The organism is Thermoactinomyces sp. CICC 23799 (assembly GCF_016055145.1).
Lineage (GTDB): Bacteria > Bacillota > Bacilli > Thermoactinomycetales > Thermoactinomycetaceae > Thermoactinomyces > Thermoactinomyces intermedius.
Window position 1 is genome coordinate 1 of the sequence record NZ_JAECVV010000001.1, and the last position, 25873, is coordinate 25873.

Below are 25873 nucleotides of genomic sequence, written 5' to 3' on the forward strand. Positions count from 1 at the left end.
AGGGGATCCACCCGTTCCCATCCCGAACACGGAAGTTAAGCCCTCCAGCGCCGATGGTACTTGGGGATGACCCCTGGGAGAGTAGGTCGTTGCCAGGCAAACAATCCCCCCTGATTTCAGACAGGGGGAATTGTTTTCAAATATCATGTCCCTGATCTTTCAGTTTTGTTCCTCGCGTGTATCCTGTTCCTTGATGGGAATGGGCTCAATCTTTTCACCGTCTTCCGAGGTGAGAGGGCAAAGAGGGGAGTTTTCTGAAAAAAAGTAAAGTAATTTTTGTCTTGACATGAAGACAGGGGCTGTGTATCATATTATTTGTCAGCACGATAAACAATACGAAATAAGTAAGTAACTTATTTTTGGATGACTTGACACGGAGAGATGTCCGAGTGGTCGAAGGAGCACGATTGGAAATCGTGTAGGCGGGCAAACCCCGCCTCGAGGGTTCGAATCCCTCTCTCTCCGCCATTTTATGAGGCTCGGTAGCTCAGTCGGTAGAGCAGAGGACTGAAAATCCTCGTGTCGGCGGTTCGATTCCGTCCCGAGCCACCACTGGCTGGTGTGGCTCAATTGGTAGAGCAACTGACTTGTAATCAGTAGGTTGGGGGTTCAAGTCCCTCCACCAGCACCATCGTAGGGGCGTAGTTTAATGGCAGAACAGAGGTCTCCAAAACCTCCAGTGTGGGTTCGATTCCTACCGCCCCTGCCATCTTCAACTTACGGTTGCAAGTTTGGATTCGATGGTTTGAATCACTTTTTCAGCCCGCTGAATCCATTTTTCATCGATGGGTTCATCTGCTGAAGGGACGGGTTTGGAGAATTGATTCACCAAAGAGCTGACAAGGCCGATATCTCCGGATTGGTCGTTTTTTGTCAGGAATTCATGTTTTATGATAAAAGGTTTACCGATTTTGACGATGGCGTCGCGTGATTCCAATTCTCCTTTGACCGTGTAAAGGGGAATGCGCAAATAGTAACGGTAACCTTGATCAGATTCCCAATCCAAAGGCTTGTCGAGATAGCCGTGGTCGTAATCATAACCACCGCCCAGATGAAAATCTTCAGGTTCCAATTGTTCTTGAAGAATTCCGTAGGGAATTTGCAAACCTTCAATTTTTGATGAAATGGTAATCACCATTGATTCCTCCTTTCAAAGTTATTGTTTGATGATCTGATTTATTTCATTCAACATGGCGGCATAGCCAAGTGGTAAGGCAGAGGTCTGCAAAACCTTTATCCCCGGTTCGAATCCGGGTGCCGCCTCCATGATGTTGTGCGGACGTGGCGGAATTGGCAGACGCGCAAGATTCAGGTTCTTGTGGTCATTTAGACCGTGGGGGTTCAAGTCCCTTCGTCCGCACCAGCTAAATATGTGCCCTTAGCTCAGCTGGATAGAGCGTCTGACTACGGATCAGAAGGTCGGGAGTTCGAATCTTCCAGGGCACGCCATAAAAAAGCAGCTAATTCAATTTGAATTAGCTGCTTTTTTATGATTCCATTTTGGTATTGATTTCAAAAAGAACGGCTCTTTCATCACAGGTTGGCTTTTACTTTTGCTGTGTGGATGCTTGTCTTTCTTTTCGAAAAGCAAGGCCTGCTTTTGAAACCGTTTGAAGTCTTGATCAGGTTTTTCTTTGCTTGAAATGGTCTGTTTATTTTGGCTCCGTCGTTGGCTTTCTTGGTTTTTCACATCAGATGAATCAGATTGGTTGAGCTGATTGGATTGTTTGTCATCTTCATCCTTGTGACGGGGGTTTAAATGAATCCATTTGAGATCGTTGTTGGTTTTCGGTTTTTTAATGATTGATTTTGTGGAGTCTTTGGACGGTTCAGGCTTGCAAGGAATCAAGTGATCAAGGAAACCTGGTTGATTCCATTCAAACTTTGGTGGCGGAAACTTCGGTTTTTGATCGTTGGATGGTACCGGATCATCCTTTTCGTAAACCGGCGTTTCTCCAACCGGATCGGCAATGGCCACAATATCCGACAAGTCATGATTTTTTGGTTCCTGTGTCGCCGGATCTTTCTTCGGAGAAGGGTTGGAAGCAGCCGGTGCCGGGTTGTTTAAATTGGTGTCAGGCTGAATGGATGTGTCCGCAGTTACCCCGTTGTTCTTTGTGGTGGCCGGCTGGTTGGACGGATCCGCTGATGCCAGCCGCCCGGATTCGTTGACTGCATGTTCTGAGATATTTGACTTTTTCTTCGACATCAATGGTTTTTCAAGCTCGGATGCTGTCGGATAGGTTCCTTCCATTCCGATCACATATGCGGAAAAAGTCATGATCAAGCAAGCAATGCCGGCACTGGTAAACACCAGGGCTTTTCGTTTGACTTGCAAGCCGAATTCGTCGATGGAAAAATCCTCTTTGCGTTCAGGTTTACCGCGATATGTATTTTTCACGCAATGAGTCCTCCTTTATGAAAACTCGTTTATATGCTACTCTATTTTCCAGTTTTTGAACAGTCGACCAAAGTTCTATTTTTATATAATATATAAAATGGTTTTTTTAGGTTAAATATAATTATTCAAGTAATTAAAAGGAAAGCGGAGGGCGGGGAGATTCCCCGTCCCCGAGCTTTTTATGGGCAAGTTTAAAACGTGTGATCGATAATGCCGCCGCCCAGACATTTTTCATCGCGATACAGCACGACCGATTGTCCGGGGGTTATCGCACGTTGCGGTTTTTCAAATTCGACATGCAGGCAACCGTCAGCTTGCGGATGGACAAGCACTTTTTGGTCTTGTTGGCGGTAACGGAATTTGGCAGTGCATTCAAACGGCCGGTCCGGCAAATTTCCTTCTCCCAGCCAGTTGACGTCGGTTGCCGACAAACCGTTGGAGTAGAGTGCTTCATGGTCATGCCCTTGGACCACATACAAAATATTTTTCTCCAAATCTTTTTTGGCAACGAACCAAGGCTCACCGGTTCCGGAACCGCCAATGCCCAATCCCTGGCGTTGTCCCAATGTGTAATACATCAGGCCGTGATGCTCGCCGATTTCCCGGCCGTCCAGCGTGCAAATTTTGCCTGGTTGTGCCGGCAAATACTGACTGAGGAATTCGCGGAAATTGCGTTCGCCAATAAAACAGATTCCGGTGCTGTCTTTCTTTTTGGCAGTGGCAAGTCCCGCTTTTTCAGCCAGTGCACGCACTTCTTTTTTTTGCATGTGGCCAATCGGGAAGATGGCTTGCATCAATTGTTGTTTCGGAACTGCATATAAAAAGTAAGTTTGGTCTTTATTGGGATCGGCACCGCGAACCAAATATTTGGTGCCATTTTCTTCTTTGATTTGTGCATAGTGTCCGGTGGCGATCAAGTCTGCTCCCAGTTGTTTGGCTTTTTTGAGGAAATCGCCAAACTTGATTTCCCGGTTACACATTACATCCGGATTGGGGGTGCGGCCTTTCCGGTATTCATCCAGGAAATATTGGAACACTTTTTGGTAATATTCTTTCTCGAAGTTAACCGAATAATAAGGGATACCGATTTGTGCGCACACCCTCCGCACATCTTCATAATCTTCCGTGGCGGTACAATGACCGAATTCATCGGTGTCATCCCAGTTTTTCATAAACAGGCCGATCACTTCATATCCTTGCTCTTTCAGTAACCAGGCCGTAACCGAAGAGTCCACGCCACCGGACATGCCAACGACAACTCGAGGTTTTCTGGTCATAATGAATCCGTCCCATGCTAAAAATTGATGTATAATGCTATTTTACCCAGTGATCTCATTATAACCAATCCAAACACATTGAACAAATTTTACAGAAGGAAATGATGTCGTGTGTTGTACAAGAAAAACAATCTTTTTCAAAAGAGAAGATTGAATCCGGCTCAAGTGCTTGCCATTGGTTTTATGGTGGCGATTTTGGCCGGGAGCCTTCTCCTTTCCTTGCCTATTGCCACCGAAAGCGGACAGCCGCTTCCATGGATCGATGCTTTGTTTACGGCAACCTCTGCCGTTTGTGTCACCGGACTGGTGGTGGTGGACACGGCGCAAACGTTCAGCACATTTGGCGAAATGGTGATTCTCCTGCTCATTCAGACCGGCGGATTGGGCATCATGACCCTCACTACTTTGTTTGCCATGATTCTGGGGAGAAAAATCGGCGTGCAGGAGCGGTTGGTCTTGCGGGAAGCATTCAATCAATTGGATTTGCAAGGCGTGGTCAACCTCGTTCTGAAAGTGTTTCTCATCACCCTGATTGTCGAGGGGGCCGGGTTTGTCGCTTTGAGTTTTTGTTTCGTCCCGGATTGGGGGATAAAGAAAGGATTGTATTATGCACTTTTTCATGCAGTCTCCGCTTTTAACCAGGGAGGTTTTGATCTGTTTGGGGAGACCCGGGCATTTGCCGGTTTGACAGCTTATGTGCACGATCCCTGGGTCAATCTGATTGTCGGCTTCCTCGTGATTTTGGGTGGCATCGGTTTTATCGTGATCCTGGAGCTGATCCATTATCCAAAGACAAAACGGCTCAGTTTACATACCAAATTGGTGTTGACCATGACCGGCCTGCTCCTTGGCATCGGAATGCTTGTCATTTTGTTTACGGAATGGAACAATCCCCAAACCATGCAATCTTTTTCTTTGCAGGAAAAGCTGCTGGCTTCTTTTTTCCATGCGGTCACACCCAGATCCGGAGGATTTCAAACCCTGGAGTTAAGCCACATGTATCCGGCCACATTGTTTTTCACCATCCTGCTGATGTTTGTGGGGGCGTCTCCCAGCTCCATCGGGGGAGGAATCAAAACCACCACGCTGGCCGTGATTTTGCTGGCCGTTTGGACCATGATGAGGGGACGTCAGGATGTGGTGGCTTACCGGCGCCGGATTCCCACGAGTCATGTGTATAAAGCGTTGACAATTACCGTGGCTTCCTTAACGTTGGTGATCATCGTCACCATGCTCTTGGCGATCACGGAACAAACCGACATCCTGTCTGCATTGTTCGAAGCGGTTTCCGCCGTGGGGACCGTGGGGTTGTCCACCGGGCTGACCCCCCATTTGAGCGAGGTGGGCAAAGTCATTCTCATTTTCAGCATGTTTGCCGGGCGCCTCGGCCCGATCACGCTGGCACTGGCCATTGCCCGCGACATTGATCCGCCTCCTTACCGGTATCCGGAAGAACGCCCTTTGATCGGATGAAATCTTTCCCGATATTGTCGAATGAAGGCAGGCTGTTCCTATTGCGAAATCAAAGTGCATCAAGTAAGCTAAAATCAAATTGGGATGTTTTTCTCTCAGGTTGGATATATATAGATCAATGAAGAGGATAGGATAAGGAGGGCTTATGCGTATCAGCAAAAGTCGAGTCCTGCTGGCCGGCTTCCTGTTGTTGACGGCCGGGATGTCAACCGGTTGCGCGTCAGTGATTCAAAAAATCCAACAAACCACAGGCAATGAAATCGAGAAAGTGGACAACTTAACGCTGCAACAACAGGAACAAGCCAAAGAAGAGAATCCGGACGAAGGGGAAAAGGACCGGAGCATTCCCAAAAGCCCGGCTCCCCATACCGAGTTGCAGGCGATATTGAATGATGACGGGCAAGGAAGATACGCCGGGAAAAATTATGAGCGGAATGAAGTGATCAACGCTTTGCAGCAAATGCCTAAAGGCTTGTCGGATGACAAAGCTTATGCTTATTTGCTGGGGTTGGTCGGCGAAAATTATAAAGAGGATGTCGAAGCGTTTGATGCACTCACCCGTCAATCCTATAAAGCCAAAAGTGAAGCATGGCGCAATGTGAAAGACCGCTGGCTGCAAGCGGAACAGGCAGCGAAGAAATCGAAGACGCCGGAAAACAAAAAAATGAACTATGTGGTTTTACTGGATACCAGCGGAAGCATGGGAGGAAAATTGGAAGAACAACCGAAGATGGATGCGGTGAAAAAATCACTGCAACAATTGGCCAAACGGCTTCCGCAAAATACGGTGGATTTCCAGTTGCGCATTTACGGACATGAAGGGAGTCCGGAGTTGAAGGACCGGGACCGGTCATGCAACAGCACCCAAAAAATTTATGCAGGTTCCAAGTATGATCAAAAGCAGCTGGAACAAGCTTTGAGCGGGGTTCAACCGACGGGCTACAATCCCTTGGCCCTGGCCTTGTTTAAATCCCAACCGGATATGAAAAAAGGGGCTCCCGGTCAGGTGGAAAACCACGTCATTTTAATCACGGACGGTTATGACAACTGTGACGGCAATCCGGAAAAAATGGCGCAAGCGCTGCATTTGTCCGACACCGCTGCCAATGTTCACGTGATCGGGTTGGATGTGGAAGCGAAAACCGAACAGCAACTGCGAAACATTGCCGATCAAACCGGCGGGGATTATGCCACCGTCAAAAATGAAAAGGAATTGGAAAAGGTTTTGGCATCCGAAACGGACCGCTTGAAAGAAAGCCGGCAACCGTGGGCGATCCGAGCCATCAATTCGGTGCAAAAAGCCCATCACTATGATGAAGAACGCCTGCAACAATATTATGCCGATATGCAAACCAAAGTGGACCGGGAATCGGATCGACTGAAAAAAGCCAACCACTTTATCAAAGATGATCAAAAAATCGACCAGCGAACCTTTCAACAAATCCGTTCCTGGATTGAACAAAGGAATGAACAGCTGCAAAATTATATGAGACAGCAATTCGATGAAGTGGGCAACAAACTGGATGAAGATTACCGCAAAGAAGTGTCCGGATTGCTTAAAGATTGGAAAGAAGCCGGAGGGGATCCGGATCAGATCGAGATGAAAACGGAGCAATTGATCAAAGAGGACTTGCAAGATCAAGTGAAACGCAATATGCAGATAAATACGGGAGAAAAGCCGCAACCCTGAAAAGGTGAAGGTGAAGAAGATGACAAAACCTGCTTTTGAGCTTCGCTATGACGAAGAGTTGGAATTGATGCGGCCGGTTTTGCACGTGGAATATGAAAGTTTGCCCCCGGAAAAGAAGCAGGAATTCGAATGGGCTTGCCAACAAGTGTGTGACAAAATTCCGGACCGTCTCCAACAACTTGAACAAACTTATATGGAGCTTTATGAAAAATTGAAGGATACAGAAGATGAAGAGCTCTTTTTTCAAACCAATGAGGAAATGAACGAGCTGTCCAAAAAAATCAGTGAGATCAATTTGCTTTACTTACAGATCGAAGGAACCTATTTGCACAGCAATGTTCATATGTGACGGCTCATCGGACCCGCTTTGAAGACACCTGCAAAGGGTGTCTTTTTTCGTGCATTTATATAATCTTTTCATTTGGGAAATAGATAAAACAGAGTTTATTTCTGTCGTCGGGACGATTCAGCCAGGTGAAAAGAAGATTCTTCCTTTGATTCAGCCATTTGCTTCTGTGTTAAAATAAATAATTGGGTCCTTCCAAATCCTCTAAAAGCCCGTGGTGCCCGTTGTTCCTTTTCTTCCGCACCGCCAAACCGCATTGGTTCTGCAAAGGGTGTTCTGTGTTTTGTGTTCCCAATGTAAAGTTTTTGTTAAGTTTTTTTAAACCGGAGATAAATAATTGGTTAAGTCTCAGGCTGTGGTATTTCAAAATTTCTTTTTTAAGAATATGATAATTTTTGGTTAAAAAATGGTTGATTGGGAGGAAACGATTGTGCTCTTTAACCGGTCAAAGGACAAGATTTTTTACCAAACCATGGTGGATGCCACCACCAACATCATCGAGGCCGTACAGCTGTTCCGCGAAAACGTGGAAACCTTGGAAGAAAAGGAACAATATGCGGAAAGATTGAAAGAACTGGAGCATAAGGGGGATGATTACACTCATCTGGTGATCCAGGAACTCAACAAGGCGTTTGTCACTCCTCTTGATCATGAAGACATCTTGAAATTGGTTTATTATCTGGATGATGTTTTGGACGGGATTGAAGCATGCGCCGCACGGTTTGTTTATATGCACGTCAACAAAACGACGCCTTACCTGATCCAGTATGGCGAAATCCTGGAAAAATCGGCGCGCCAGTTGCAGGAAGCATTTGTCGCACTGGAAAAACGGGATTTTGACACCATTCGCCGGATTTCCGTCGAAATCAATTCGTTGGAAAACGAAGGCGACAAATTGATGCGGGAAAGCATCAGTGCGTTGTTTGAAGAGTCGATTGACCCGATTGAATTAATCAAAATGAAAGAGATCTATCAAAAACTGGAAGGTGTCACGGATTCCTTTGAAGATGTGATGGACGTGATGGAAAGTGTGGTAATGAAGTATGCTTGATCCGTTTTGGTTATTGGTGGCAGTTGTGGTATTGGCATTGATCTTTGATTTTACTAACGGATGGCATGACACCGCCAACGCGATTGCGACGGTGGTGGGGACACGCACGTTATCCCCGTGGGCAGCCATTTTCATGGCCGCGGGATTAAACCTGGCCGGGGCCTTTTTTTCCACGGCGGTTGCCAAAGCGATCGGAAAAGATATTGTGGATCCGGAAAATGTGACATTGGTTTTGTTGATATCGGCTTTATTGGCAGTGATCATGTGGAATATCATCACCGTGTTGTTGGGACTTCCCACCAGTTCATCCCATGCCTTGATCGGCAGTTTGATCGGGGCGGTGATTGCATATAAAGGTTTTGGCGTTCTTAAAGTTCATGGAATTATTATGATTCTTGTTGCCATGTTGATTTCTCCCGTATTGGGAGCACTTTTCTCGGGAAGTCTGATCAAATTGATCCGGAAACTTTTCCAAAACATGCCCCGCTCCCGGGTGAAACGGATTTTTAAACCGTTGCAGATTGTTTCGTCTGCGTTTATGGCGTTCAGCCACGGAGCATCCGATGCGCAAAAAGCGATGGGGATCGTGGCCATGGCTTTGGTGGCGTACGGTTCATACAGTGATTTGACGGTTCCAAGCTGGGTCAAAGTGGCTGCCGGTTTGTCCATGGGTTTGGGAACCGCAATGGGCGGACAAAAAATCATTCATACCATCGGTTCCCGGTTGAGCCGTTTGGAAACGCCGCAAGGTTTTGCCGCCGAGACCGGGTCGGCTATCTTGTTGACGACGGTGGCAAAAATTGGGATTCCGGTCAGTACGACACATACCATTACGGGATCAATCATTGGCGTCGGTGCGGCGGAACGTGTCCGCAGCGTGCGTTGGAGTGTGGCCGGAAAAATCATTTATGCCTGGGTGCTGACCCTTCCGGGGACGGCTGTGATGGGCTTTCTCTTTTACCATGTCTTGAAATTTTTGGAAGGTTGATGAGGCTTGTGGCGACACAAGTCTTTTCTTTTTTATTAAAAAATAGGAACAATCTGAAACGGGGTGAAGCTTGCTTCATTTACTCTTTTTACCCAAACGTGGTATATTAATTAGAAATAAGTCATGCATCTAATAAATTCCATTAAAAGAGACTTATTCCATTTTAAGGAGGATATATTCACGTTTTGCTCCATCATCGCTGAATATACATAACGGAAAGGAGAAATGTCATGAACGTGAAACAGGAGGAGTCGGTTATGAACCAAGTGGCATGGCAGGAAGAAGTGTTAAAACGGAAAGATGAATTGTTATCAGAATTAAAAAACTTGTTGTCCATTGAAAGTGTTTTGGATGAATCCACGGCTTCCGCTCAGGCTCCGTTTGGGGAAAAAGTGGCGGAAGCACTTCATTATATGTTGGAATTGGGCAAAAAAGACGGCTTTCAAACCAAAAATGTGGACGGTTATGCCGGGCATATTGAATACGGCGACGGGGAGGACATCATCGGGGTTTTGTCCCATGTGGATGTGGTTCCGGCCGGAGATGGATGGACGAGTCCTCCGTTTCAACCCGAAATCCGCGATGGCAAATTATATGCCCGTGGTGCCCTGGATGACAAGGGCCCGACCATGGCGGCTTATTTTGCGCTGAAGATCATCAAGGATCTGGGGCTTAACCTGTCCAAAAGGATCCGGCTGATTGTGGGAGGGGATGAAGAGTCCCGCTGGCGCTGCATGTCTCATTATTTCGAGAAAGAAGAGATGCCGGTGATGGGATTCAGCCCGGATGCCGATTTTCCGATCATTGCGGCCGAAAAAGGTTTTTTGGATATCCAGGCGGTAAGATCCGGCCAAAAACCGGCGCACCAGGATGACGCATGGACGTTGGAACGGTTTGAATCCGGGCAACGCGTCAACATGGTTCCGGACGTGGCCACCGTCCGGCTGAGCGGAGACGGGGATGTCTTCGCATTGAAAGAAAAGGTTCAAGACTATCTGCTTACCCGCCAAATCCAGGGATACGCCGAAGAAAGCAATGAGGGTGTCACCATTGTGATGGAAGGGAAAGCCCATCATGGCATGGAACCGGACAAAGGGAAGAACGCAGCGCTGTTTATGGCCCGTTTCCTCGCGGAAGTTCCTTTGGATCCGGAAGGGGAGAATTATGTCCGCATGATCAATGATCTTTTTGTGGACAGTTTCTTTGGCGAGAAATTGGGTATCCAGGTGTCCGATGAATGGATGGGACCTCTTACCGTCAATGCCGGGGTTTTCCGCTTTGAAGCCGGGGAAAAACAATCAGTCCGCATCAATATCCGCTATCCCAAAAACGGCGATGCCGAACAGATTTTGCAAACGGCAGAGAAAAAATTGGCTGAATACGGTTTCCAAATTCCGGAGGCCGACCATAAGCCGGTTCATTTTGTGGATCCCGATCATCCCTTGATCCGGACGCTGACGAATGTTTATGAAGAACAAACCGGAGAAAAAGCGGAGATTCTCGCCATCGGCGGAGGAACGTATGCCAGGGTTCTGGACACCGGCGTTGCCTTTGGTCCGTTGTTTCCGGGCAGTGCCGAAACCGCTCACCAGCGTGATGAATATATCGATGTGGATGAATTGCTGAAGGCCACTGCGATTTATGCCCAAGCCATGTATGAATTGGCGAAATGAAAACATCCCCTCACCCGGGTTGTCAGCCTGGTGAGGGGATGTTTTATTGCGAGTGAAAATGGAACATCTGATAAATGAATGAATCAGGGGAAACATCCGCAGGCAGGGGACGTTCAATCATCACCGGAACTTGTTTCCGGAGCAACGTGCGATGGATCGCCTTAAATTGGCCGGCATCATAAAGCGGTGAATTGTAACTGTTCAGGTTGTAGGCTGTTCCATCCTTAAAATGGATGTGATATTGAAGGCGGAGTTTTTCTTTCATAAACGGAAGTTGTTCCGGCTTGTAGTCCAAAACCACGTGATTGATGTCCTGCCAGCGGTAAAAATGCATGTCTTCGATGCTGAAAAAGCGGCTGTAACCAAGACCTTGGGGAGTCACGAGCAAATAATTGTCAAAGCTTAAAATCACAAGCGGGCTGCTGACCAAATAGAAAAAAGCAAACACAAAGAAACGCCTTTTTAATCGGGCGGGATGGAACCGGTTTTTGAAAAAGGAAAAGATAAAACCGACAGAGATACATAAAAAGAAAAAGACAAACCCGTAGGCGACGGGAGTTCCCATTAAGTAAATCTGCTCCGGATCCCGGTAATTCATTTGTTGCAAAAAGACAAACAAAATCCAAAACAAAATGGCAATCAGCAAACCGGACAATAACTTCAAGCATCCTTTGAGATATTTTTGCAATGGAAACAGCCTCCACGTATTAAGGTTTGTTTCGCAAGAAGGTTCGCAAGTCCTCAAGAATTTCTTTTAAATGATCCACCAGTTGATGGACATCCGATTCGGTGGTTTCCCTGCCAAAGGTGATGCGAAGGCTTTGATAGGCTTGTTCTTCACTTTTGCCCATGGCCATCAGGACATGGGAAGGGGCATGTTTCCCTGCACTGCAAGCGGAACCGCTGGAAACATAAATTTGTTTGCGGTTGAGTTCCAACAAAACGGCTTGTCCTTCGACCCCGTGAAAGCTGAGATTCAGATTGTTGGGCAACCGGTTGCTTGGATGGCCGTTTAATTCCACCCGGCCGATTTCCTTTTGGATCCGCTTCAGGCACAGATCGCGCAACCGGGTCAACCGCTGCCGTTCTTGTTCCACTTCCCGGCTCATCAAATAAGCGGCCGCTCCGAGACCGATGATTCCGGGCGTGTTTTGGGTCGCAGGACGCAGGCCTCTTTCTTGGCCCCCGCCGAAGAGAACCGGTTCAATCCGGATTCCTTTTTTGATATACAGGGCGCCGATTCCTTTGGGACCGTAAATTTTATGTCCGCTGACGGAAAGCAGGTCCACGCCCAGTTCCTGAACGGAAAAGGGGATTTTGCCGTAAAATTGCACTGCATCGGTATGAAACAAAACCGGTGTGTGGCGAAGGAGCCGGCCGATTTCTTGGATCGGTTGAAGCGTTCCCACTTCATTGTTGGCGGCCATGACACTGACCAGAATGGTTTGCTCCGTCAGGGCTTCTTTGACTTGGTCCACAGAAATTTGGCCGTATGGATCGACCGGAAGGTACGTTACCTCAAACCCTTCTCTTTCCAATTGTTTGCATGTTTCCAGGATCGAAGGGTGCTCGATGGATGTCGTAATCACATGATTTCCCCGGTTCCGGTGTTTTCTGGCTGCTCCCAAGATGGCCAGGTTATTGGCTTCGGTGCCGCTTCCGGTAAAGATGATTTCCCGCGGGGATGAAGCGTCCAGCGAGTCAGCCACCTGTTTTCTTGCCCGCTCGATCGCATCCCGGCTTCGTTGTCCGAAATCATGGATGCTGCCGGCATTGGCATATTCTGTTTGGAAAAAAGGAAGAAGGATTTCCATCACTTCCGGCCGTACGGGACTGGTGGCCCCGTAATCCAAATAAATGGGTTTCATCGATTAAACCTCCGCATTTGTAAAGCTTTCTTCACCTATTATAGCGAAAAAAAAGTACAACAGACCTTTTTTCGTGAAGTGTTCAAAACATAAAAAGAAAAAATTTGCTATTGACATTCCTTTTGTTATTGAGAAAATGAATATGAACAAATTGTTAACGTTTTTTGAAAGGACCTTATCATGATGAGACAAGTCACGACCGATTACATTGTCGTAGGGAGCGGGATTGCCGGTTTAATGACAGCGCTTTTTTTGTCTGAAACCGGAGAAGTGAAGGTTTTGACCAAAGCATGTGAAGATGCGAGCAATTCTTACCGGGCCCAAGGCGGGATCGCCGCGGCCATCGGCGAAGCAGACTCTCCCAACCTGCATTGGCAGGACACGCTGCGGGCGGGAGTGGATTTGTGTGATGAGGATACCGTGCGTTTGATGGTGAAGATGGCTCCCGATACAATCCGGTTGCTGGCCGATTGGGGAACGCCTTTTGATAAAAAGGGGAATGCCTATTTGCTGGCCAAAGAAGGGGCCCACTCGGCTTCCCGGATTTTGCGGGTGCACGGGGATTCAACCGGAGCCGGGATTACTTCCACCTTACTGCGGCAAGCTGAGCGGCAGAAATCCATTCATATGCAAACGCATACAATGGTGGCCGATTTATTGGTGGAAAACGATACTTGCCGCGGGGTGATTGCGCTGGATACCGATCAGGAGCCGACGTGTTATCTGGCCCGGAAAGGGGTGGTGTTGGCGACGGGAGGATGCGGCCAAGTCTTCAAGTATACGACCAATGACTTGGTGACCACCGGTGACGGTTTTGCGATGGCGCATCGTGCCGGCGTGCAATTGACGGACATGGAGTTTATCCAGTTTCATCCGACGGCACTGGCTGTCGACCAAAATCCGATGTTTCTCATTTCGGAAGCCGTGCGGGGCGAAGGCGCCGTTTTGGTGACGGAGTCGGGAGACCGGTTCATGGAGCGGTATCACGAATTAAAAGATCTGGCTCCCCGGGATGTGGTGTCCAGGGCCATTTACACCGAAATGCAGCAAGGGAAACAAGTGTATTTGGATGCCAGACATTTGAAAGGGAAATTTGCCCGACGGTTTCCTGCCATTTACAAAGAATGCCGCAAAGCCGGGATCGATCCGGAGCGTGAATGGATTCCCGTCCGGCCGGCCGCGCACTTTATCATGGGAGGCATCAAAACCGATTCTTACGGACGGACTTCCCTCCCGCGGCTGTTTGCATGTGGGGAAGTGGCTTGCACGGGTGTTCACGGCGCCAACCGCCTGGCGAGCAATTCTTTGCTGGAAGGAACGGTTTTTGCGCAGCGGGTGGCGAAAAAGCTGTCATCTTACGAAGAGCAGTCCACAACGATGCAACTTCCTTCGCAATATCCTCGTTTGTGCCAAGATAAACAAACGGAAGAAAAAATCAAAAAGGAAATCCGGCAGGTCATGTGGGATCACGCAGGCATTGTCCGCACATCGGAAGGCTTGGCTGAAGGGCTTTCCAAGCTGAACCGGTTGTCGGATTCGGGACACGTTTTGCCGGGGATGTTTGAATTGAGAAATATGTTAACAACTGCACAATTGGTGATGAAGGCAGCCCGGTGGCGCGAAGAGAGCAGAGGGGGGCATTACCGTCGTGATTTTCCGCAAACCATTCCGGAATGGGCGGAAAAACACAAAGTGATCCAAGGGGGGATTTCATCGTGAATTGGATAGCATTAAAGCAATGGATTCGTGAAGTATTGAACGAAGACATCGGTGTCGGCGATCTCACAACAGAGGCGCTGGTGCCGGAGGATCATCAAAGTTCTTGTTTGTTTATTGCCAAACAAGATGGGGTGATTGCCGGTTTGCCGGTGGCGGAAGCCGTGTACCGGGAGTTGGATCCCAAAATGAAGTGGGAATGGCTGGTCCGGGAAGGGGAACGGGTGAAAAAAGGAACGGCGATCGCCCGGATCACCGGACCGACCCGCGCCATCCTGACGGGTGAACGGGTGGCGCTGAACCTCTTGCAACGGATGTCGGGCATTGCCACGATGACCCGGCAGTTGGTGGACCGGTTGGAAGGCCTTTCGTGCCAGATGCTGGACACAAGGAAAACGACACCGGGGCTGCGGCAGTTGGAGAAGTATGCTGTCCGTGTCGGCGGCGGTACCAATCACCGGTTTGGATTAAGCCACGGCGTGATGATCAAAGACAATCACATTGCGATGGCTGGAAGTCTGGCGGCGGCGATTGAACGGGCCCGCAAACATGTCGGGCACATGGTGAAAATCGAAGTGGAAGCCGATACCTTGGAACAAGTGGAAGAAATTTTAAAGCATGATGTGGATGCGATTTTGCTGGACAATATGGATTTGGACACACTGCGGGAAGCCGTTCGTTTGATCGACGGCCGGGTATGGACCGAGGCATCCGGAGGGATCACGCCGGAAACGATCCGCCCGATTGCGGAAACCGGGGTGGATGCGGTGTCGCTCGGTTGGCTGACGCATTCGGTTTCTGCACTTGACATCAGTTTGGATTTTGGGGAGGAGGCATCTCGATGATGGATACCATGTTGAATTACTTGGATCAAGATTTGCCGGAGGTTTACCGCTCCATGTCCGGGCGGGAACTGGACGAACGGATTCAAAAGGCAAAAAAAGCGCTGGGGGATGATTTGGTGATCCTCGGCCATCACTACCAGCGGGATGATGTGATTCAATATGCCGATTACCGCGGGGATTCCTTGCAATTGGCCAAGACGGGCGCGAAGCAGAAAAACGCCAAATATATCGTGTTTTGCGGGGTGCATTTTATGGCCGAGACGGCCGATACGTTGGCGGCCCCGGGGCAAACCGTGATTTTGCCGGATCTGCGTGCCGGTTGTTCCATGGCGGATATGGCGGATATTGAAGAAGTGGAAGAAGCATGGGATGTTTTGCAGGAAACGTTTCAAGACACGGTGATTCCGGTCACTTATGTCAACTCCACGGCCGCGATCAAGGCTTTTGTCGGAAAGCACGGCGGAACCACCTGTACGTCTTCCAATGCGAAGCAGGTGTTGGACTGGGCCTTCCGCCAAAAGAAACGCGTGTTTTTCCTGCCGGATCAACATCTGGGGCGCAACACCGCTTATGACCAATTGGGCATTCCCTTGGAAGAAATGGTGGTTTGGAATCCAAAAGATGGAAAGTTTGAGGAGCAAAGAGGGCCGTTGGATTCGGTGCGCATGATCTTATGGAAAGGATATTGTTCCGTGCACCAAAAGTTCACTCCTGAACAAGTGCACCGCATTCGCAAACGGGATCCGGAAATGAAAGTGATCGTCCATCCGGAATGTTCTTTTGATGTGGTGCAACTGGCAGATGATTCCGGTTCGACCAGCTATATCATCAAAGTGATTGAAGAAGCACCGGCCGGAAGCCGCTGGGCCATCGGCACCGAGGTCAATTTGGTGCAACGGCTGGCCCAGGAACATCCCGACAAGCATATTGAATTGTTGAGCACGACGATGTGTCCCTGCCTGACCATGAACCGGATTGACCGTCCCCATGTATTGTGGGCGCTGGAAAGTATCTTGGAGGGAAACCCGATTCATGTCATCAAAGTGGATGAGGAAACCAAACATTGGTCCAAGGTTGCGTTGGACCGGATGTTGACCGTTTGATAAAAAAAGAAGGAGAAACTGGTGTTTCTCCTTCTTTTTTATTGGGCAACACTGTGATGAATAAATCCGGTGCGCCCGTCTTTTAATTGGATGATATGCCAATCACCGTTGTTTCCGATTTTTTTCAGTTCCGTTCCTTGAGCCACTCGCATGATAATGGTTGCATTTTCCGAAGGGGAATTACGAATGTTGGCAAGAAAGACCGTTACTTTGATCGTTTGGGCATCGGGTGTTTTGGCTTCTGTTTTTTCGGCGACACTTTTATGGACGTATGCGGTGTAACCGCTGGATAACCGGACCCGGTACCATTCCGCATTTTCTCCGGTCAGCACAAGTTGGGTGCCTTTGTTTACTTTTTGCACAATCGGAGCGGACAAAGACGGATTGGACCGGATGTTGGTCACGGAACCGGTGACTTTGATGGAACCGGTGGCATCGGTAAAGTTATTCTGATTGGAAGAACCGGTGTTTTTCGTCACGGTAGATGAATGGATAAACCCGGTTTTGCCGCCCGGTGTTTTGATTTGATACCAATCCTTGACAAAGCCGGTCATTTCCAGAACCGTCCCTGTTTCAGCCTGTTCCATGACAAAGGCTCCCAGTGAAGGGCCTGTCCGGATATTGGCCAGGTTGACCGTCACTTTCAATTCGCCGCTTGTCGGTTGAACGGCAAAGGAAGGATCTCCGGCCCATTTCCCCGTTGATTTTCCGCTGTGAATCCACACGGGGGTGCCTTCCGGGACGATGTTGTACAATTCATTCACATCTTCATTTTTCATCCGTACACATCCGCTCGAAGCGTGGCTTCCGATGCTTTCCGGTTGATTGGTTCCGTGAATGCCGTACGTACGTCCATTGTCTTCATTGACGCTGATTCCCATCCATTTATCTCCCAACGGATTCTTCGGATCTCCTCCCGGGATGTTTTTCCAGCCGGGTTTGTTGATTTTGACCACCATGGTGAAGGTTCCTTCGGGAGTCAATTCTTTTGTGCGGCCGGTAGCCACCCGGTATGTTTTTTCCAAGGTTCCGTCTTTATATAAATAGAGTGTATTCGTCGATTTATTGACCTCGATTTGATAATGGGCCGCAGCTCCTGCGGTTCCAAAGTAAAAACCGAAGACCAAAACGATGGCCAAAATGGATGAGAAAATCCATTTTATATGTTTCAACGCTTCTTTTCCCTCCTACATGTTATTGTGAAAGCAGCAGGAGTTTAACCGGAATGAAGCCCGATCGGATCATGCAATCGTTTCCCCCTCCTTGCTTGCGAATCATCAACTGAAATTAACTATACCGGAAAAATCGGGGGAGAGAGCAGGAGGAATTTTACCATTATTTGAATTTCGCACAGAAAAAAATGCCTCGTCAGAGGCATTGGCACATCCGTTTACCGGCTGATGCAAATTTCGTGAATGTATGCGGTCGATCCGTCTTTCAGGCGCAGTTTGTAAAAGTTTCCTTCCTTCCCGATGGCGGTCAAGGCCATGCCTTTGGGGACGCGTTGAACAATGGTTGCCGACAAAGAAGGACGGGACCGGAGGTTGGCCAAAAAGACGCCGACCCGGATCGTGTTCCCTTTGACCCGGATATAGTCTTGATGGACATAAGCAGTGCGTCCGTCTGCCAGTTTTACTTGCACCCAATCTTTCGTTTTGCCCGTGGCCGAAAGACGGGCGCCTTTGTTTAATTTCCCGATGATCGCGGCTCTGAGGGACGGAGCGGTCCGCAGATGAACGTGGTTGCCCGTGATGGTGGCGGTTTGCAAAACGGGTTGTCCGTCAGGTTTTCCCTGTGGCTTTTGACGGCTTTTGCCGCTGTGAATCCAAACCGGTGTGCCTGTCGGAATCAGCTTCGATAATTCGATGACATCCTGGTTCCGCATACGGATACAGCCGTTGGAAACATATTTCCCAATCGACCCGGGCTGATTGGTGCCGTGGATGCCGTAAGTTCTGCCACGGTCTCCGTTTACGCGAAGGCCCAGCCAGCGTTCGCCCAGCGGGTTTTTCGGATCTCCTCCCGGGATGCCTTTCCAGCCCGGCTTGTTGATTTTGATGACCACGGGAAACGTGCCTTCCGGGGTCAACCCCGGCTGACGCCCGGTGGCCACCGGATATACTTTTTTCAATTGATTGCCTTGATACAAATAGAGCCGGTTGGTGGCTTTGTTGACTTCTATTTTGTAACCGAAGGAAGCGGCATCAGAAACCGTCGGCCAAAATGAAAAAATGAGTGTGAAGGCAATGGTCGTGATCAAAAGAGAGGACCATTTGAAAAAACGCAATCGGCATGCCTCCTCGTCAGGTGAATTTGTTTTTTTCTGTCTATTTAGATAATAATGGATGTTAAATGATTTGTGAAGAAGAGAGTCGCATTTCAAGGGGTTGCGGCAGGGATTTCATTCAAAGACACAAAAAGAAGCCGATTCTTTTCTTGCGGGACAAGGAGTGCTTTATTACAATGAAGCGAAAGGCAGCATGTGATGTTTTTCTCAAAAGGGGTGTTCCGATTGTATAAAGCGGTTTTATTTGATGTGGATGGTGTGTTTTTAAGCGAGGAAAGATGTTTTGACGCATCGGCGCTGTCCGTGTGGGAATTGCTCCATTCGCCGCGATATCTGGGGCTGGATGACCAAAAACATGTGGTCCGGCCTTCCGAAGAGCAAATCCGCCGGATCCGGAAAGAGGTTTTTGTGAACGATCAGGTTTTGGACTGGATGAAACAAAAAGGGCTCAATTCCAACTGGGATATGGTGTATCTTGTCTTTTCGGGGCAGCTGATGCTCTTTTTGAAGGCAGTGTATGAAGCAAAACCGGAGAGGGTAAAACAATTATTGAGTGAACCGGTGACGGCGGAGGCGCTCCAAGCGGTCCAAAACGAGGCAAACGGCTTTCAACCGCGGTTTTCCGGCTTTATCTCCCTGTTTGACCGGAAAGAAAACCTGGACAAGCATCAATTGTTGGTTTATTTCAATGAACTGGCATATGAATGGTTTGGTATCGCGGTGGATGTGTTTTCCCGGAATTCGTCCTTGTGGAAATTGGCTTACTCGGTTTATCAGGAATGGTATTTGGGTGAGCAACGATTTGAGGAAACCGAGGGCAAACCGGTAAGACAAAAAGGGAAAAAGGGATTCCTTGAAAATGAAATTCCCTTGGCCGAACCGGAAAAGATCAGGCAATTGCTGACAATGTTAAAAGAAAAGGGGATCCAAGCCGGGATCGGAACCGGGCGCTCATTTTTGGAAACGGAAGTTCCTTTTCGCTCGTTCGGCTGGTTTTCCTTGCTGGATGAGAACCATATTGCCACGGCCAGTGATGTGATGGAAGCGGAAAAAGCCTATCCAAACCGCGCCCCGCTCGGAAAACCCGAGCCGTTTACCTATGTCCGGGCTTACTTGGGAAGGGAGGCAGACATCCGTGATTGTCTGGATCATCCGTTGCCGTTTGACAATGGTAAAGAGATTTTGATTGTGGGCGATTCGGTGGCCGATTTGATTGCGGCCCGGAAAATGGGCTGTGATTTTGCTGCAACTTTGACCGGCCTGACCGGGAAAGCAGCCCGGGCGAAGTTTGAAGAGCTGGGGGCGGATTATATTTTGGAAGACATTACGCATTTCCTTCCTCTCCTTCAACGTATCGGTTGACTAAACACTAAATTTTCAAGCATAATAAATATAGATGTTGGTTTTGTTTCCAATGTCCCAAAAAGCCATTGATTTTCATTACATAGGAGGTAAAAACTATGGCCAAATATGAATTGCCGCCACTGCCATATGCAAAAGATGCTTTGGAACCGCATATTGATGCAACCACCATGGAAATTCACCATGACCGCCATCATGCGACTTATGTCAACAACTTGAATGCCGCGCTGGAAGGGCATGATGTTGGCGCCAAAAGCGTGGAAGAATTGATCTCGGACCTGAATGCTTTGCCGGAAAGCATCCGCACGGCTGTCCGCAACAACGGAGGCGGACATGCAAACCACAGCTTGTTCTGGCAAATTTTGAGCCCGAACGGAGGAGGCGCTCCGACGGGTGAAGTGGCAGAAGCGATCAATGCTGAATTCGGAAGCTTCGATGCCTTTAAAGAAGAGTTCTCCAATGCAGCCAAAGGACGCTTTGGAAGCGGCTGGGCATGGCTGGTTGTGAAAGACGGAAAGCTGGCCGTCACCAGCACGCCGAACCAAGACAGCCCGTTGATGGAAGGGGCAACCCCGATCTTGGGATTGGATGTTTGGGAGCACGCTTACTATCTCAAATACCAAAACAAACGTCCGGAATACATTGAAGCATTCTGGAACGTTGTGAACTGGGAAGAAGTAAACAAACGTTACCTCGCCGCCCGCGGTTAATCCCGGTAAAAAAGGCACAGCAAGAATGCTGTGTCTTTTTTTGCGTCTTTTGATTCCCAATAAATCACTATTGAGTCGAAATATCCCTTCTCCTACAATAGCGGTTGTGTAGCTCTGCCCGGTCAAAAAGGGAGGGGATTGAATGAAGACAGTGAAAAATCTGACGGCGGCCATTGCGATTCTTGCCATGGCTGTGGTGGTTTTGTATAAATCCGCCCATCAAGGGCATGCAAAAATGACAGACCGGAAAATATTGAAAAAAGCATCCGCGGCAGTGGATGACAGTGCATATACCCGCTTATGGGAAGAGAGAAATGAAGAAGCATTGAGCGAGGGCTTGGCGGTTTCCCATGTGAAACAAGATAAACGGAAAACCCGTCCGGTTCGCTTGGCCGGGAAATCCATGCAAAAGAAAGAAACGGGCAACACCGCGCAACCCGGTAAAAATGAAATAAAAGGAAAAATGGCCGGCGATGGGCCGGGGAAAAAAAGATTTGATGTCACGCCTGCGGAAAAAAGGCTGTTGGCCAAAGCGGTTTACGGAGAAGCCTGCGGAGAATCGTTCAAGGGGCAGGTGGCCGTGGCCGCGGTGATTTTAAACCGGACGGAACATGCGGCTTTCCCGGACAGCATCCGTGGAGTGATTTATCAGAAAAATGCTTTTACGGCGGTCAGTGACGGACAAATTCAACTGGAGCCGGACGCCAAGGCGGTAAGAGCGGTGGAAATGGCGATCCAAGGGGAGGATCCGACACAAGGAGCCGTTTATTATTACAATCCGGAAATCGCCACCTCCGAATGGATGGAGAAAAAAGCGTCGAACAGCAAGAAAATGCGCATTGGTGAACACGTCTTCTTTAAATAGCGTCCGTGTTTTTGCTCCCTGTTTCAAAAAAGTGTAGAATATAGAGATACAGCGGCCCTGTGTCATTTTTTCCGCTTCCCTGAAGTGAGGGAGAAGCGGGAGGATGAAGACTGGTTCAACGGGACAACCTTCATCGGGCGGGAAAGCATATTCGCCATCCGGATGACGTAAAGATGGAAGTAGCCAAGCCGTTTTTGTTCAATGGGAAGAGCCGGAGGTGCCGGACGGATCGTGCCGAAGGCGAAAGGAAACGGGGGAAACGGCCCGCAGCACGGCATCCAAAGAGTTTTCCGAGTGGTTGCTGCACTTTGCGTGTTTGGTTTCATTGCGAGATTACGGATTTAAATCCGGGCAGTTTTGGGAACAGTATATAGGGGTAACGGGTTTGCAAAGGAGGGAAGCGCCATCGAACGCATATTACTGCTGACCATGGGCTTCGGTACCGGACATAATGCTGCCGCCAAGGCACTGAAGTGTCAATTTGAAAAAATGCCTGCAGTAACAGCGGAGGTGGTTGATTTACTGGATTTGATCCCTGGCACCTTCCATCCCCTGTTGCAATCTGGATATCACGGAATGTTGAACAAGTTTCCAACCCTTTATCATTATTTATATGACTGGACTCATCACAATAAAATGTTTCGTTATGTCTCAAGCGAACTCATTGAAAAGATGGGCTGGTCCATTCGGAAGAAAATGGCGCAACTCTTTGAACAAGTGCAGCCGACACGAATAGTTTCCACCCATCCTTTTGCGTTGCTTTTGTGTCCGACCCAATGGGAGGAAGTCCCGGCCGTCGGAGTGATTACCGATTATGAATTGCATCCCATCTGGCTGATGCGGTTGCCGCATGCGCTTTTTGTGCCCAAGCGTTTGCTGAATCAATGCCAGTTGGAACAAATTCAGTGGACAACAGGGCTTGAAATCCATGAAACAGGCATACCGGTCAATGAAGCTTTTTATGAAGAAATACCGAAGGAAGAAGCGCGCCGACAATTGAATTTAAAAAGCGACGAACCGGTGGTGTTGATCATGGGCGGAGGTACCGGTCTCGGACCGCTGGAGCAGTTGGTGGATGAAATCCGGCATCTCCGTTCCATGCAATTTGTTGTGTTGACCGGGAAAAACGACCAGTTGTATCACCGGCTTCAAAAGAAAGTGAATCAACCACACATCCGGATTGAACCCTTTCGTTGCGACATCCCGCTGAGGATGGCGGCTGCCGACTTGTTGGTCACCAAACCCGGCGGATTGACCATCAGCGAGGCCATTGCCAAAAAATTGCCGATGTTTTTGTTTGAAGCTTTACCGGGACAGGAAAAAGCCAATCAACAATATTTGTTGCACCATCGTGTGGCCATGATCACGAGACCGCAGACGATCCGGTTGCAATTGGAAAAGTTTTTTTCGCCGGATTATAAAAGAGATCGCATGGTCGAACGGTTTACCGGGCTGATGTCGCCGAATGCGGGAGAGTGGATTGTTCACGAGACGCTTCGAATCCAGACAAAGATGATGCAGACTTTATAGCTAACATGGAGCAGCTACAAAGTCTGTTTCTTTTATATAAAGGGGGATCTGCTTTTGAAACTGGTCACGTATTGCGTCAAAGCCGATGAATTGAACATCCAGACGGAAGAGATTGCCGGTGCCCGCCTGGGACTGGTGTCAGGGGCATGGATCATCGATGTGGGACTTGCCCAAAGATGGCTGGAAATTGAAAAACGTTTGGTTTTTTCCCATGAAATCGCAACGGAGATGGGGCAATGTCTGGCCAGAGGGGATGCGGAATTCAACGCCCTCAGAGAGATGGAAAGGCAGCTTGCGCAGGAGGACATCGGAACGTTGCAGATCGAAGGGGAGCCCGTTGCGATCCGCCTGGAGGAAGCCAAGCTGTTTGCTCCTGTTCCTGTGCCGAACAGTTTTCGCGATTTTTATGCGTTTGAGCAGCATGTCAAGACCTGCCGTCAAAAGCGGGGGCTTCCCATGGCGCCGGAGTGGTATGAAATTCCTGTTTTTTATTTTTCGAATCATCGGTCAATTGTCGGGCACGAGTCACGGGTCAAGAAGCCGGAATACACCAACGAGCTTGACTTTGAACTGGAAGTGGCCTGTATCATCAAAAAGAAAGGAAAAAACATTCCGCACGAACGGGCGTTGGAATATATTGCCGGCTTTACGATTTTAAATGACTGGAGTGCAAGGGATGAGCAACGAAAAGAAATGGCGGTCGGGTTGGGGCCGGCTAAAGGGAAAGATTTTGCCACCTCGATGGGTCCTTATCTGGTGACGCCGGAAGAATTGGAAGACCGTCGGTCCGGTGAACACTGGGATTTAAAGATGCGGGCCAGAATCAACGGCAAAGAGGTTTCATCGGGAAATGTAAAATCGCTTTACTGGAGTTTTGCCCGGATGATTGAGCGGGCTTCGCGGGATTGTGAGCTTTTCCCGGGCGACGTGATCGGTTCCGGGACGGTCGGAACCGGCTGCATTCTGGAATTGGGCACCGATGTGCACCGCTATTTGGAACCGGGGGACGTGGTGGAACTGGAAGTCGAGCGGCTCGGCATCTTGAAAAACATGATTATCTGAAGGAGTGGCCCTTGACAAAGAAGGAGTTGAACTTCATAATATACAGAAATATTTTGGAACTGAATACAAAGTGGATTCATTCTTATCCAGAGTGGCGGAGGGACTGGCCCGATGAAGCCCGGCAACCTCGGTGATCAGCCAATCACCGGAAGGTGCCAATTCCTGCAGCGGTTTCAACCGCTGAAAGATAAGAAGAACGTTTTTCGGATGACAACCCTCTTCTTATCTTTATGGAAGGGGGTTTTTATTTTGGGAGGCAGAGGTGGAACAATGGAAAAAGTGAATGTTGCTTTGCTTGGTTTGGGAACAGTGGGAAGCGGAGTATGGAAAATGCTCAAGGAAAACCAGGATGTGATTGCCCGCAAAACCGGGAAGTGGTATCAAGTTCATGCGATTTTGGTGAAAGATCCCGGGAAAAAGCGGGATCTGGAAATCACGGATGCACGGATCACAACGGATTTTTCCCAAGTTCTGACCGAAGAGACCGATGTGTTGGTGGAAGTGATGGGGGGAGTGGAACCGGCTTATTCATACATCAAACAGGCGATGAAAAAAGGATGCCATGTGGTGACCGCCAACAAAGAGCTGATCGCCAAACACGGCATGGAATTGGAACAACTGGCTAAACAATGCCAAGTTCAATTGCGGTATGAAGCCAGTGTCGGGGGAGGTATTCCGGTCATCAGCACCCTACGCCATTTTCTGAAGGCCAACCGCATCGACCGGATCCAGGGCATTTTAAACGGGACGACCAATTATATCCTGACCCAAATGCAAGAGAAAGGTCATTCGTTTGCGGAGGTTTTAAAAAAAGCCCAGGAGAAAGGGTATGCGGAAAGCGATCCTTCCTCCGATGTGGAAGGATTGGATGCGGTCTATAAATTGACGATTTTGATGCGGCTTGCTTTTCAGGCCCGGGTATCCGTTTCAGACATTTTTTATCAGGGAATCACCGATATACTTTCGGGAGAGCTTCAATTGGCAGGGAAATTGGGGTATTCGGTCAAATTGCTGGCACAGGCCGAAAAATTCGGCGAAAACGGCCCGGTTTCCGGTTCGGTTTTACCGACGCTGGTTCCCAAGGAACACCCGTTGGCCTCAGTCCGGGATGTTTATAACGCCATGACGGTCGAAGGCGATTATGTTCAGGATTTGACGCTGGTCGGACAAGGTGCGGGACAGAAACCGACAGCCAGCGCAGTGGTGGAAGACTTGCTGAACACAAACGGCTTTGCGGAACAAAATCCCCTTCCGGTGAAAGAGCCTTGGATGCTCTCCGGGGATGATTTGTTCCCCACCCGTTTTTTGTTGCTCAAAGTGCGCGGACAGGTAACAGAATCCATGCTTTCGCCGTCTTTCTGCAAAGAAGCTTCGTCCCTGGCTTTGCTCCCGGCGGAAGAACACACGTTTATCGGGTTGATTCTCCGGGGATGGACACAAGAGAAAACAGATGCCCTGGTTTCCACGTGGGACGGGAAAGTGGACGGCATTCGGATCCGTCCGGTGTTAAGCGGTGAAGCAACGGGCAGCAAACGATCCCTTCCGCTTGCCCGGACGATGTGAAAAAAGGCCGCCGGGCAAGGAGCAGGACTCCTTGAGCGGCGGCTGTTTGATTGCCGAAGGGTT

Annotated in this window: 23 protein-coding genes, 7 tRNA genes, 1 rRNA gene and 1 riboswitch; of the genes, 23 read left to right on the forward strand and 8 right to left on the reverse strand. The window is 48.8% G+C overall.

Annotation, left to right across the window (positions count from 1 at the left end; translation table 11 throughout):
- The 5 genes from rrf to I8U21_RS00025 form a co-directional block, all read left to right on the forward strand.
- Nucleotides 1-98: ribosomal RNA gene (gene rrf / locus I8U21_RS00005) — 5S ribosomal RNA — on the forward strand; the annotation flags it as partial.
- Nucleotides 99-375: 277 nt separating this feature from the next.
- Nucleotides 376-468 (forward strand) — tRNA-Ser (locus tag I8U21_RS00010).
- An 8-nt stretch (nucleotides 469-476) separates the two neighbouring features.
- Nucleotides 477-552 (forward strand) — tRNA-Phe (locus I8U21_RS00015).
- A gap of 3 nt (nucleotides 553-555) precedes the next feature.
- Nucleotides 556-631 (forward strand) — tRNA-Thr (locus tag I8U21_RS00020).
- 4 nt (nucleotides 632-635) lie between these two features.
- A tRNA-Trp gene (locus tag I8U21_RS00025) sits at nucleotides 636-709 on the forward strand.
- A 3-nt stretch (nucleotides 710-712) separates the two neighbouring features.
- On the opposite strand, the gene I8U21_RS00030 is transcribed toward I8U21_RS00025, so the two are convergent.
- Complete coding sequence (locus tag I8U21_RS00030; protein WP_198053013.1) at nucleotides 713-1138, reverse strand: YugN family protein; 426 nt, start codon at nucleotides 1136-1138, stop codon at nucleotides 713-715.
- A 54-nt stretch (nucleotides 1139-1192) separates the two neighbouring features.
- On the opposite strand from I8U21_RS00030, the gene I8U21_RS00035 reads away from it, so the two are divergent.
- From I8U21_RS00035 to I8U21_RS00045, 3 genes are all read left to right on the forward strand, one after another.
- Nucleotides 1193-1266, forward strand: a tRNA-Cys gene (locus tag I8U21_RS00035).
- Between the two features lie 9 nt (nucleotides 1267-1275).
- Nucleotides 1276-1363 (forward strand) — tRNA-Leu (locus I8U21_RS00040).
- Nucleotides 1364-1372: 9 nt separating this feature from the next.
- Nucleotides 1373-1449: transfer RNA gene (locus tag I8U21_RS00045), tRNA-Arg, on the forward strand.
- Between the two features lie 16 nt (nucleotides 1450-1465).
- Here the strand turns inward: I8U21_RS00045 and I8U21_RS00050 are convergent.
- Nucleotides 1466-2401 (reverse strand): hypothetical protein, encoded by a 936-nt coding sequence (locus tag I8U21_RS00050; RefSeq protein WP_198053014.1) that lies wholly within the window; start codon nucleotides 2399-2401, stop codon nucleotides 1466-1468.
- A 191-nt stretch (nucleotides 2402-2592) separates the two neighbouring features.
- Nucleotides 2593-3678 (reverse strand): tRNA 2-thiouridine(34) synthase MnmA, encoded by a 1086-nt coding sequence (gene mnmA, locus I8U21_RS00055; protein ID WP_198053015.1) that lies wholly within the window; start codon nucleotides 3676-3678, stop codon nucleotides 2593-2595.
- Nucleotides 3679-3792: 114 nt separating this feature from the next.
- On the opposite strand from mnmA, the gene I8U21_RS00060 reads away from it, so the two are divergent.
- The 6 genes from I8U21_RS00060 to pepV all read left to right on the forward strand — a co-directional run bounded on the left by I8U21_RS00060 (nucleotide 3793) and on the right by pepV (nucleotide 10899).
- A complete protein-coding gene (locus I8U21_RS00060) occupies nucleotides 3793-5151 on the forward strand; it encodes a TrkH family potassium uptake protein (RefSeq protein WP_370527004.1) in 1359 nt (452 codons plus the stop codon).
- A 145-nt stretch (nucleotides 5152-5296) separates the two neighbouring features.
- The gene (locus I8U21_RS00065) at nucleotides 5297-6841 is read left to right on the forward strand and encodes a vWA domain-containing protein (RefSeq protein WP_198053016.1); all 1545 of its coding nucleotides are present in this window, start codon (nucleotides 5297-5299) and stop codon (nucleotides 6839-6841) included.
- Nucleotides 6842-6860: 19 nt separating this feature from the next.
- Nucleotides 6861-7190 (forward strand): hypothetical protein, encoded by a 330-nt coding sequence (locus tag I8U21_RS00070; RefSeq protein ID WP_181731189.1) that lies wholly within the window; start codon nucleotides 6861-6863, stop codon nucleotides 7188-7190.
- A gap of 427 nt (nucleotides 7191-7617) precedes the next feature.
- Nucleotides 7618-8238: a DUF47 domain-containing protein gene (locus I8U21_RS00075; protein ID WP_181731188.1), complete on the forward strand. Its 621-nt coding sequence runs from the start codon at nucleotides 7618-7620 to the stop codon at nucleotides 8236-8238.
- Nucleotides 8231-9226: an inorganic phosphate transporter gene (locus I8U21_RS00080; RefSeq protein ID WP_181731187.1), complete on the forward strand. Its 996-nt coding sequence runs from the start codon at nucleotides 8231-8233 to the stop codon at nucleotides 9224-9226. Before I8U21_RS00075 ends, I8U21_RS00080 begins: the two co-directional genes overlap by 8 nt.
- 257 nt (nucleotides 9227-9483) lie before the next feature.
- On the forward strand, nucleotides 9484-10899 hold the full coding sequence (gene pepV, locus I8U21_RS00085; RefSeq protein WP_198053017.1) for a dipeptidase PepV: 1416 nt from the start codon (nucleotides 9484-9486) through the stop codon (nucleotides 10897-10899).
- Between the two features lie 43 nt (nucleotides 10900-10942).
- Here the strand turns inward: pepV and I8U21_RS00090 are convergent, their stop codons facing one another.
- Nucleotides 10943-11587: a hypothetical protein gene (locus I8U21_RS00090; protein WP_181731185.1), complete on the reverse strand. Its 645-nt coding sequence runs from the start codon at nucleotides 11585-11587 to the stop codon at nucleotides 10943-10945.
- Between the two features lie 19 nt (nucleotides 11588-11606).
- A complete protein-coding gene (locus I8U21_RS00095; protein WP_181731184.1) occupies nucleotides 11607-12767 on the reverse strand; it encodes a cysteine desulfurase family protein in 1161 nt (386 codons plus the stop codon).
- A gap of 180 nt (nucleotides 12768-12947) precedes the next feature.
- On the opposite strand from I8U21_RS00095, the gene I8U21_RS00100 reads away from it, so the two are divergent.
- From I8U21_RS00100 to nadA, 3 genes are read left to right on the forward strand one after another with little or no spacing between them, the layout of a single operon-like run.
- Nucleotides 12948-14486: an L-aspartate oxidase gene (locus I8U21_RS00100; RefSeq protein ID WP_181731183.1), complete on the forward strand. Its 1539-nt coding sequence runs from the start codon at nucleotides 12948-12950 to the stop codon at nucleotides 14484-14486.
- Nucleotides 14441-15328, forward strand: a complete 888-nt coding sequence (gene nadC, locus I8U21_RS00105) for a carboxylating nicotinate-nucleotide diphosphorylase (RefSeq protein WP_198053018.1) — start codon at nucleotides 14441-14443, stop codon at nucleotides 15326-15328. Before I8U21_RS00100 ends, nadC begins: the two co-directional genes overlap by 46 nt.
- Complete coding sequence (gene nadA / locus I8U21_RS00110) at nucleotides 15319-16431, forward strand: quinolinate synthase NadA (protein ID WP_198053184.1); 1113 nt, start codon at nucleotides 15319-15321, stop codon at nucleotides 16429-16431. The genes nadC and nadA overlap by 10 nt, the downstream gene beginning before the upstream one ends.
- 38 nt (nucleotides 16432-16469) lie before the next feature.
- Here nadA and I8U21_RS00115 read toward each other — a convergent pair whose 3' ends face one another.
- Together I8U21_RS00115 and I8U21_RS00120 are read right to left on the reverse strand one after the other, a co-directional pair.
- Entirely contained in the window at nucleotides 16470-17603 is a 1134-nt protein-coding gene (locus I8U21_RS00115; protein ID WP_181731181.1) for an SH3 domain-containing protein, read from the reverse strand.
- 218 nt (nucleotides 17604-17821) lie between these two features.
- Complete coding sequence (locus I8U21_RS00120; RefSeq protein ID WP_181731180.1) at nucleotides 17822-18718, reverse strand: SH3 domain-containing protein; 897 nt, start codon at nucleotides 18716-18718, stop codon at nucleotides 17822-17824.
- A gap of 225 nt (nucleotides 18719-18943) precedes the next feature.
- On the opposite strand from I8U21_RS00120, the gene I8U21_RS00125 reads away from it, so the two are divergent.
- The 3 genes from I8U21_RS00125 to I8U21_RS00135 all read left to right on the forward strand — a co-directional run bounded on the left by I8U21_RS00125 (nucleotide 18944) and on the right by I8U21_RS00135 (nucleotide 21655).
- Nucleotides 18944-20080 carry an HAD family hydrolase gene (locus I8U21_RS00125; RefSeq protein ID WP_198053019.1) on the forward strand — a complete coding sequence of 379 codons (1137 nt, stop codon included), beginning with the start codon at nucleotides 18944-18946 and terminating at the stop codon, nucleotides 20078-20080.
- Nucleotides 20081-20178: 98 nt separating this feature from the next.
- Complete coding sequence (locus tag I8U21_RS00130; protein WP_037995878.1) at nucleotides 20179-20790, forward strand: superoxide dismutase; 612 nt, start codon at nucleotides 20179-20181, stop codon at nucleotides 20788-20790.
- 142 nt (nucleotides 20791-20932) lie between these two features.
- Nucleotides 20933-21655, forward strand: a complete 723-nt coding sequence (locus tag I8U21_RS00135; RefSeq protein WP_198053020.1) for a cell wall hydrolase — start codon at nucleotides 20933-20935, stop codon at nucleotides 21653-21655.
- Between the two features lie 62 nt (nucleotides 21656-21717).
- Here the strand turns inward: I8U21_RS00135 and I8U21_RS00140 are convergent, their stop codons facing one another.
- Entirely contained in the window at nucleotides 21718-21933 is a 216-nt protein-coding gene (locus I8U21_RS00140) for a hypothetical protein (protein ID WP_181731177.1), read from the reverse strand.
- A 151-nt stretch (nucleotides 21934-22084) separates the two neighbouring features.
- On the opposite strand from I8U21_RS00140, the gene I8U21_RS00145 reads away from it, so the two are divergent.
- The 3 genes from I8U21_RS00145 (at nucleotide 22085) to I8U21_RS00155 (ending at nucleotide 25810) form a co-directional block, all read left to right on the forward strand.
- Nucleotides 22085-23185, forward strand: a complete 1101-nt coding sequence (locus tag I8U21_RS00145) for an MGDG synthase family glycosyltransferase (RefSeq protein WP_255516910.1) — start codon at nucleotides 22085-22087, stop codon at nucleotides 23183-23185.
- Between the two features lie 54 nt (nucleotides 23186-23239).
- Nucleotides 23240-24247 carry a fumarylacetoacetate hydrolase family protein gene (locus tag I8U21_RS00150; RefSeq protein ID WP_309544801.1) on the forward strand — a complete coding sequence of 336 codons (1008 nt, stop codon included), beginning with the start codon at nucleotides 23240-23242 and terminating at the stop codon, nucleotides 24245-24247.
- Nucleotides 24248-24326: 79 nt separating this feature from the next.
- Nucleotides 24327-24441: riboswitch (SAM riboswitch) on the forward strand.
- Between the two features lie 76 nt (nucleotides 24442-24517).
- Nucleotides 24518-25810 carry a homoserine dehydrogenase gene (locus I8U21_RS00155; RefSeq protein WP_181731175.1) on the forward strand — a complete coding sequence of 431 codons (1293 nt, stop codon included), beginning with the start codon at nucleotides 24518-24520 and terminating at the stop codon, nucleotides 25808-25810.
- Nucleotides 25811-25873: the final 63 nt, after the last annotated feature.

Excerpts from the sequence above, each read along its gene's own strand:
- I8U21_RS00130 (WP_037995878.1), top strand. The coding sequence starts at position 20,179 with ATGGCCAAATATGAATTGCCGCCACTGCCATATGCAAAAGATGCTTTG.
- pepV (WP_198053017.1), top strand. The coding sequence starts at position 9,484 with ATGAACCAAGTGGCATGGCAGGAAGAAGTGTTAAAACGGAAAGATGAA.
- I8U21_RS00065 (WP_198053016.1), top strand. The coding sequence starts at position 5,297 with ATGCGTATCAGCAAAAGTCGAGTCCTGCTGGCCGGCTTCCTGTTGTTG.
- I8U21_RS00145 (WP_255516910.1), top strand. The coding sequence starts at position 22,085 with ATGGGCTTCGGTACCGGACATAATGCTGCCGCCAAGGCACTGAAGTGT.
- I8U21_RS00070 (WP_181731189.1), top strand. The coding sequence starts at position 6,861 with ATGACAAAACCTGCTTTTGAGCTTCGCTATGACGAAGAGTTGGAATTG.
- I8U21_RS00030 (WP_198053013.1), bottom strand. The coding sequence starts at position 1,138 with ATGGTGATTACCATTTCATCAAAAATTGAAGGTTTGCAAATTCCCTAC.
- mnmA (WP_198053015.1), bottom strand. The coding sequence starts at position 3,678 with ATGACCAGAAAACCTCGAGTTGTCGTTGGCATGTCCGGTGGCGTGGAC.
- I8U21_RS00155 (WP_181731175.1), top strand. The coding sequence starts at position 24,518 with ATGGAAAAAGTGAATGTTGCTTTGCTTGGTTTGGGAACAGTGGGAAGC.
- I8U21_RS00140 (WP_181731177.1), bottom strand. The coding sequence starts at position 21,933 with ATGCCGTGCTGCGGGCCGTTTCCCCCGTTTCCTTTCGCCTTCGGCACG.
- nadC (WP_198053018.1), top strand. The coding sequence starts at position 14,441 with ATGGGCGGAAAAACACAAAGTGATCCAAGGGGGGATTTCATCGTGAAT.
- I8U21_RS00100 (WP_181731183.1), top strand. The coding sequence starts at position 12,948 with ATGATGAGACAAGTCACGACCGATTACATTGTCGTAGGGAGCGGGATT.
- I8U21_RS00080 (WP_181731187.1), top strand. The coding sequence starts at position 8,231 with ATGCTTGATCCGTTTTGGTTATTGGTGGCAGTTGTGGTATTGGCATTG.
- I8U21_RS00095 (WP_181731184.1), bottom strand. The coding sequence starts at position 12,767 with ATGAAACCCATTTATTTGGATTACGGGGCCACCAGTCCCGTACGGCCG.
- I8U21_RS00135 (WP_198053020.1), top strand. The coding sequence starts at position 20,933 with ATGAAGACAGTGAAAAATCTGACGGCGGCCATTGCGATTCTTGCCATG.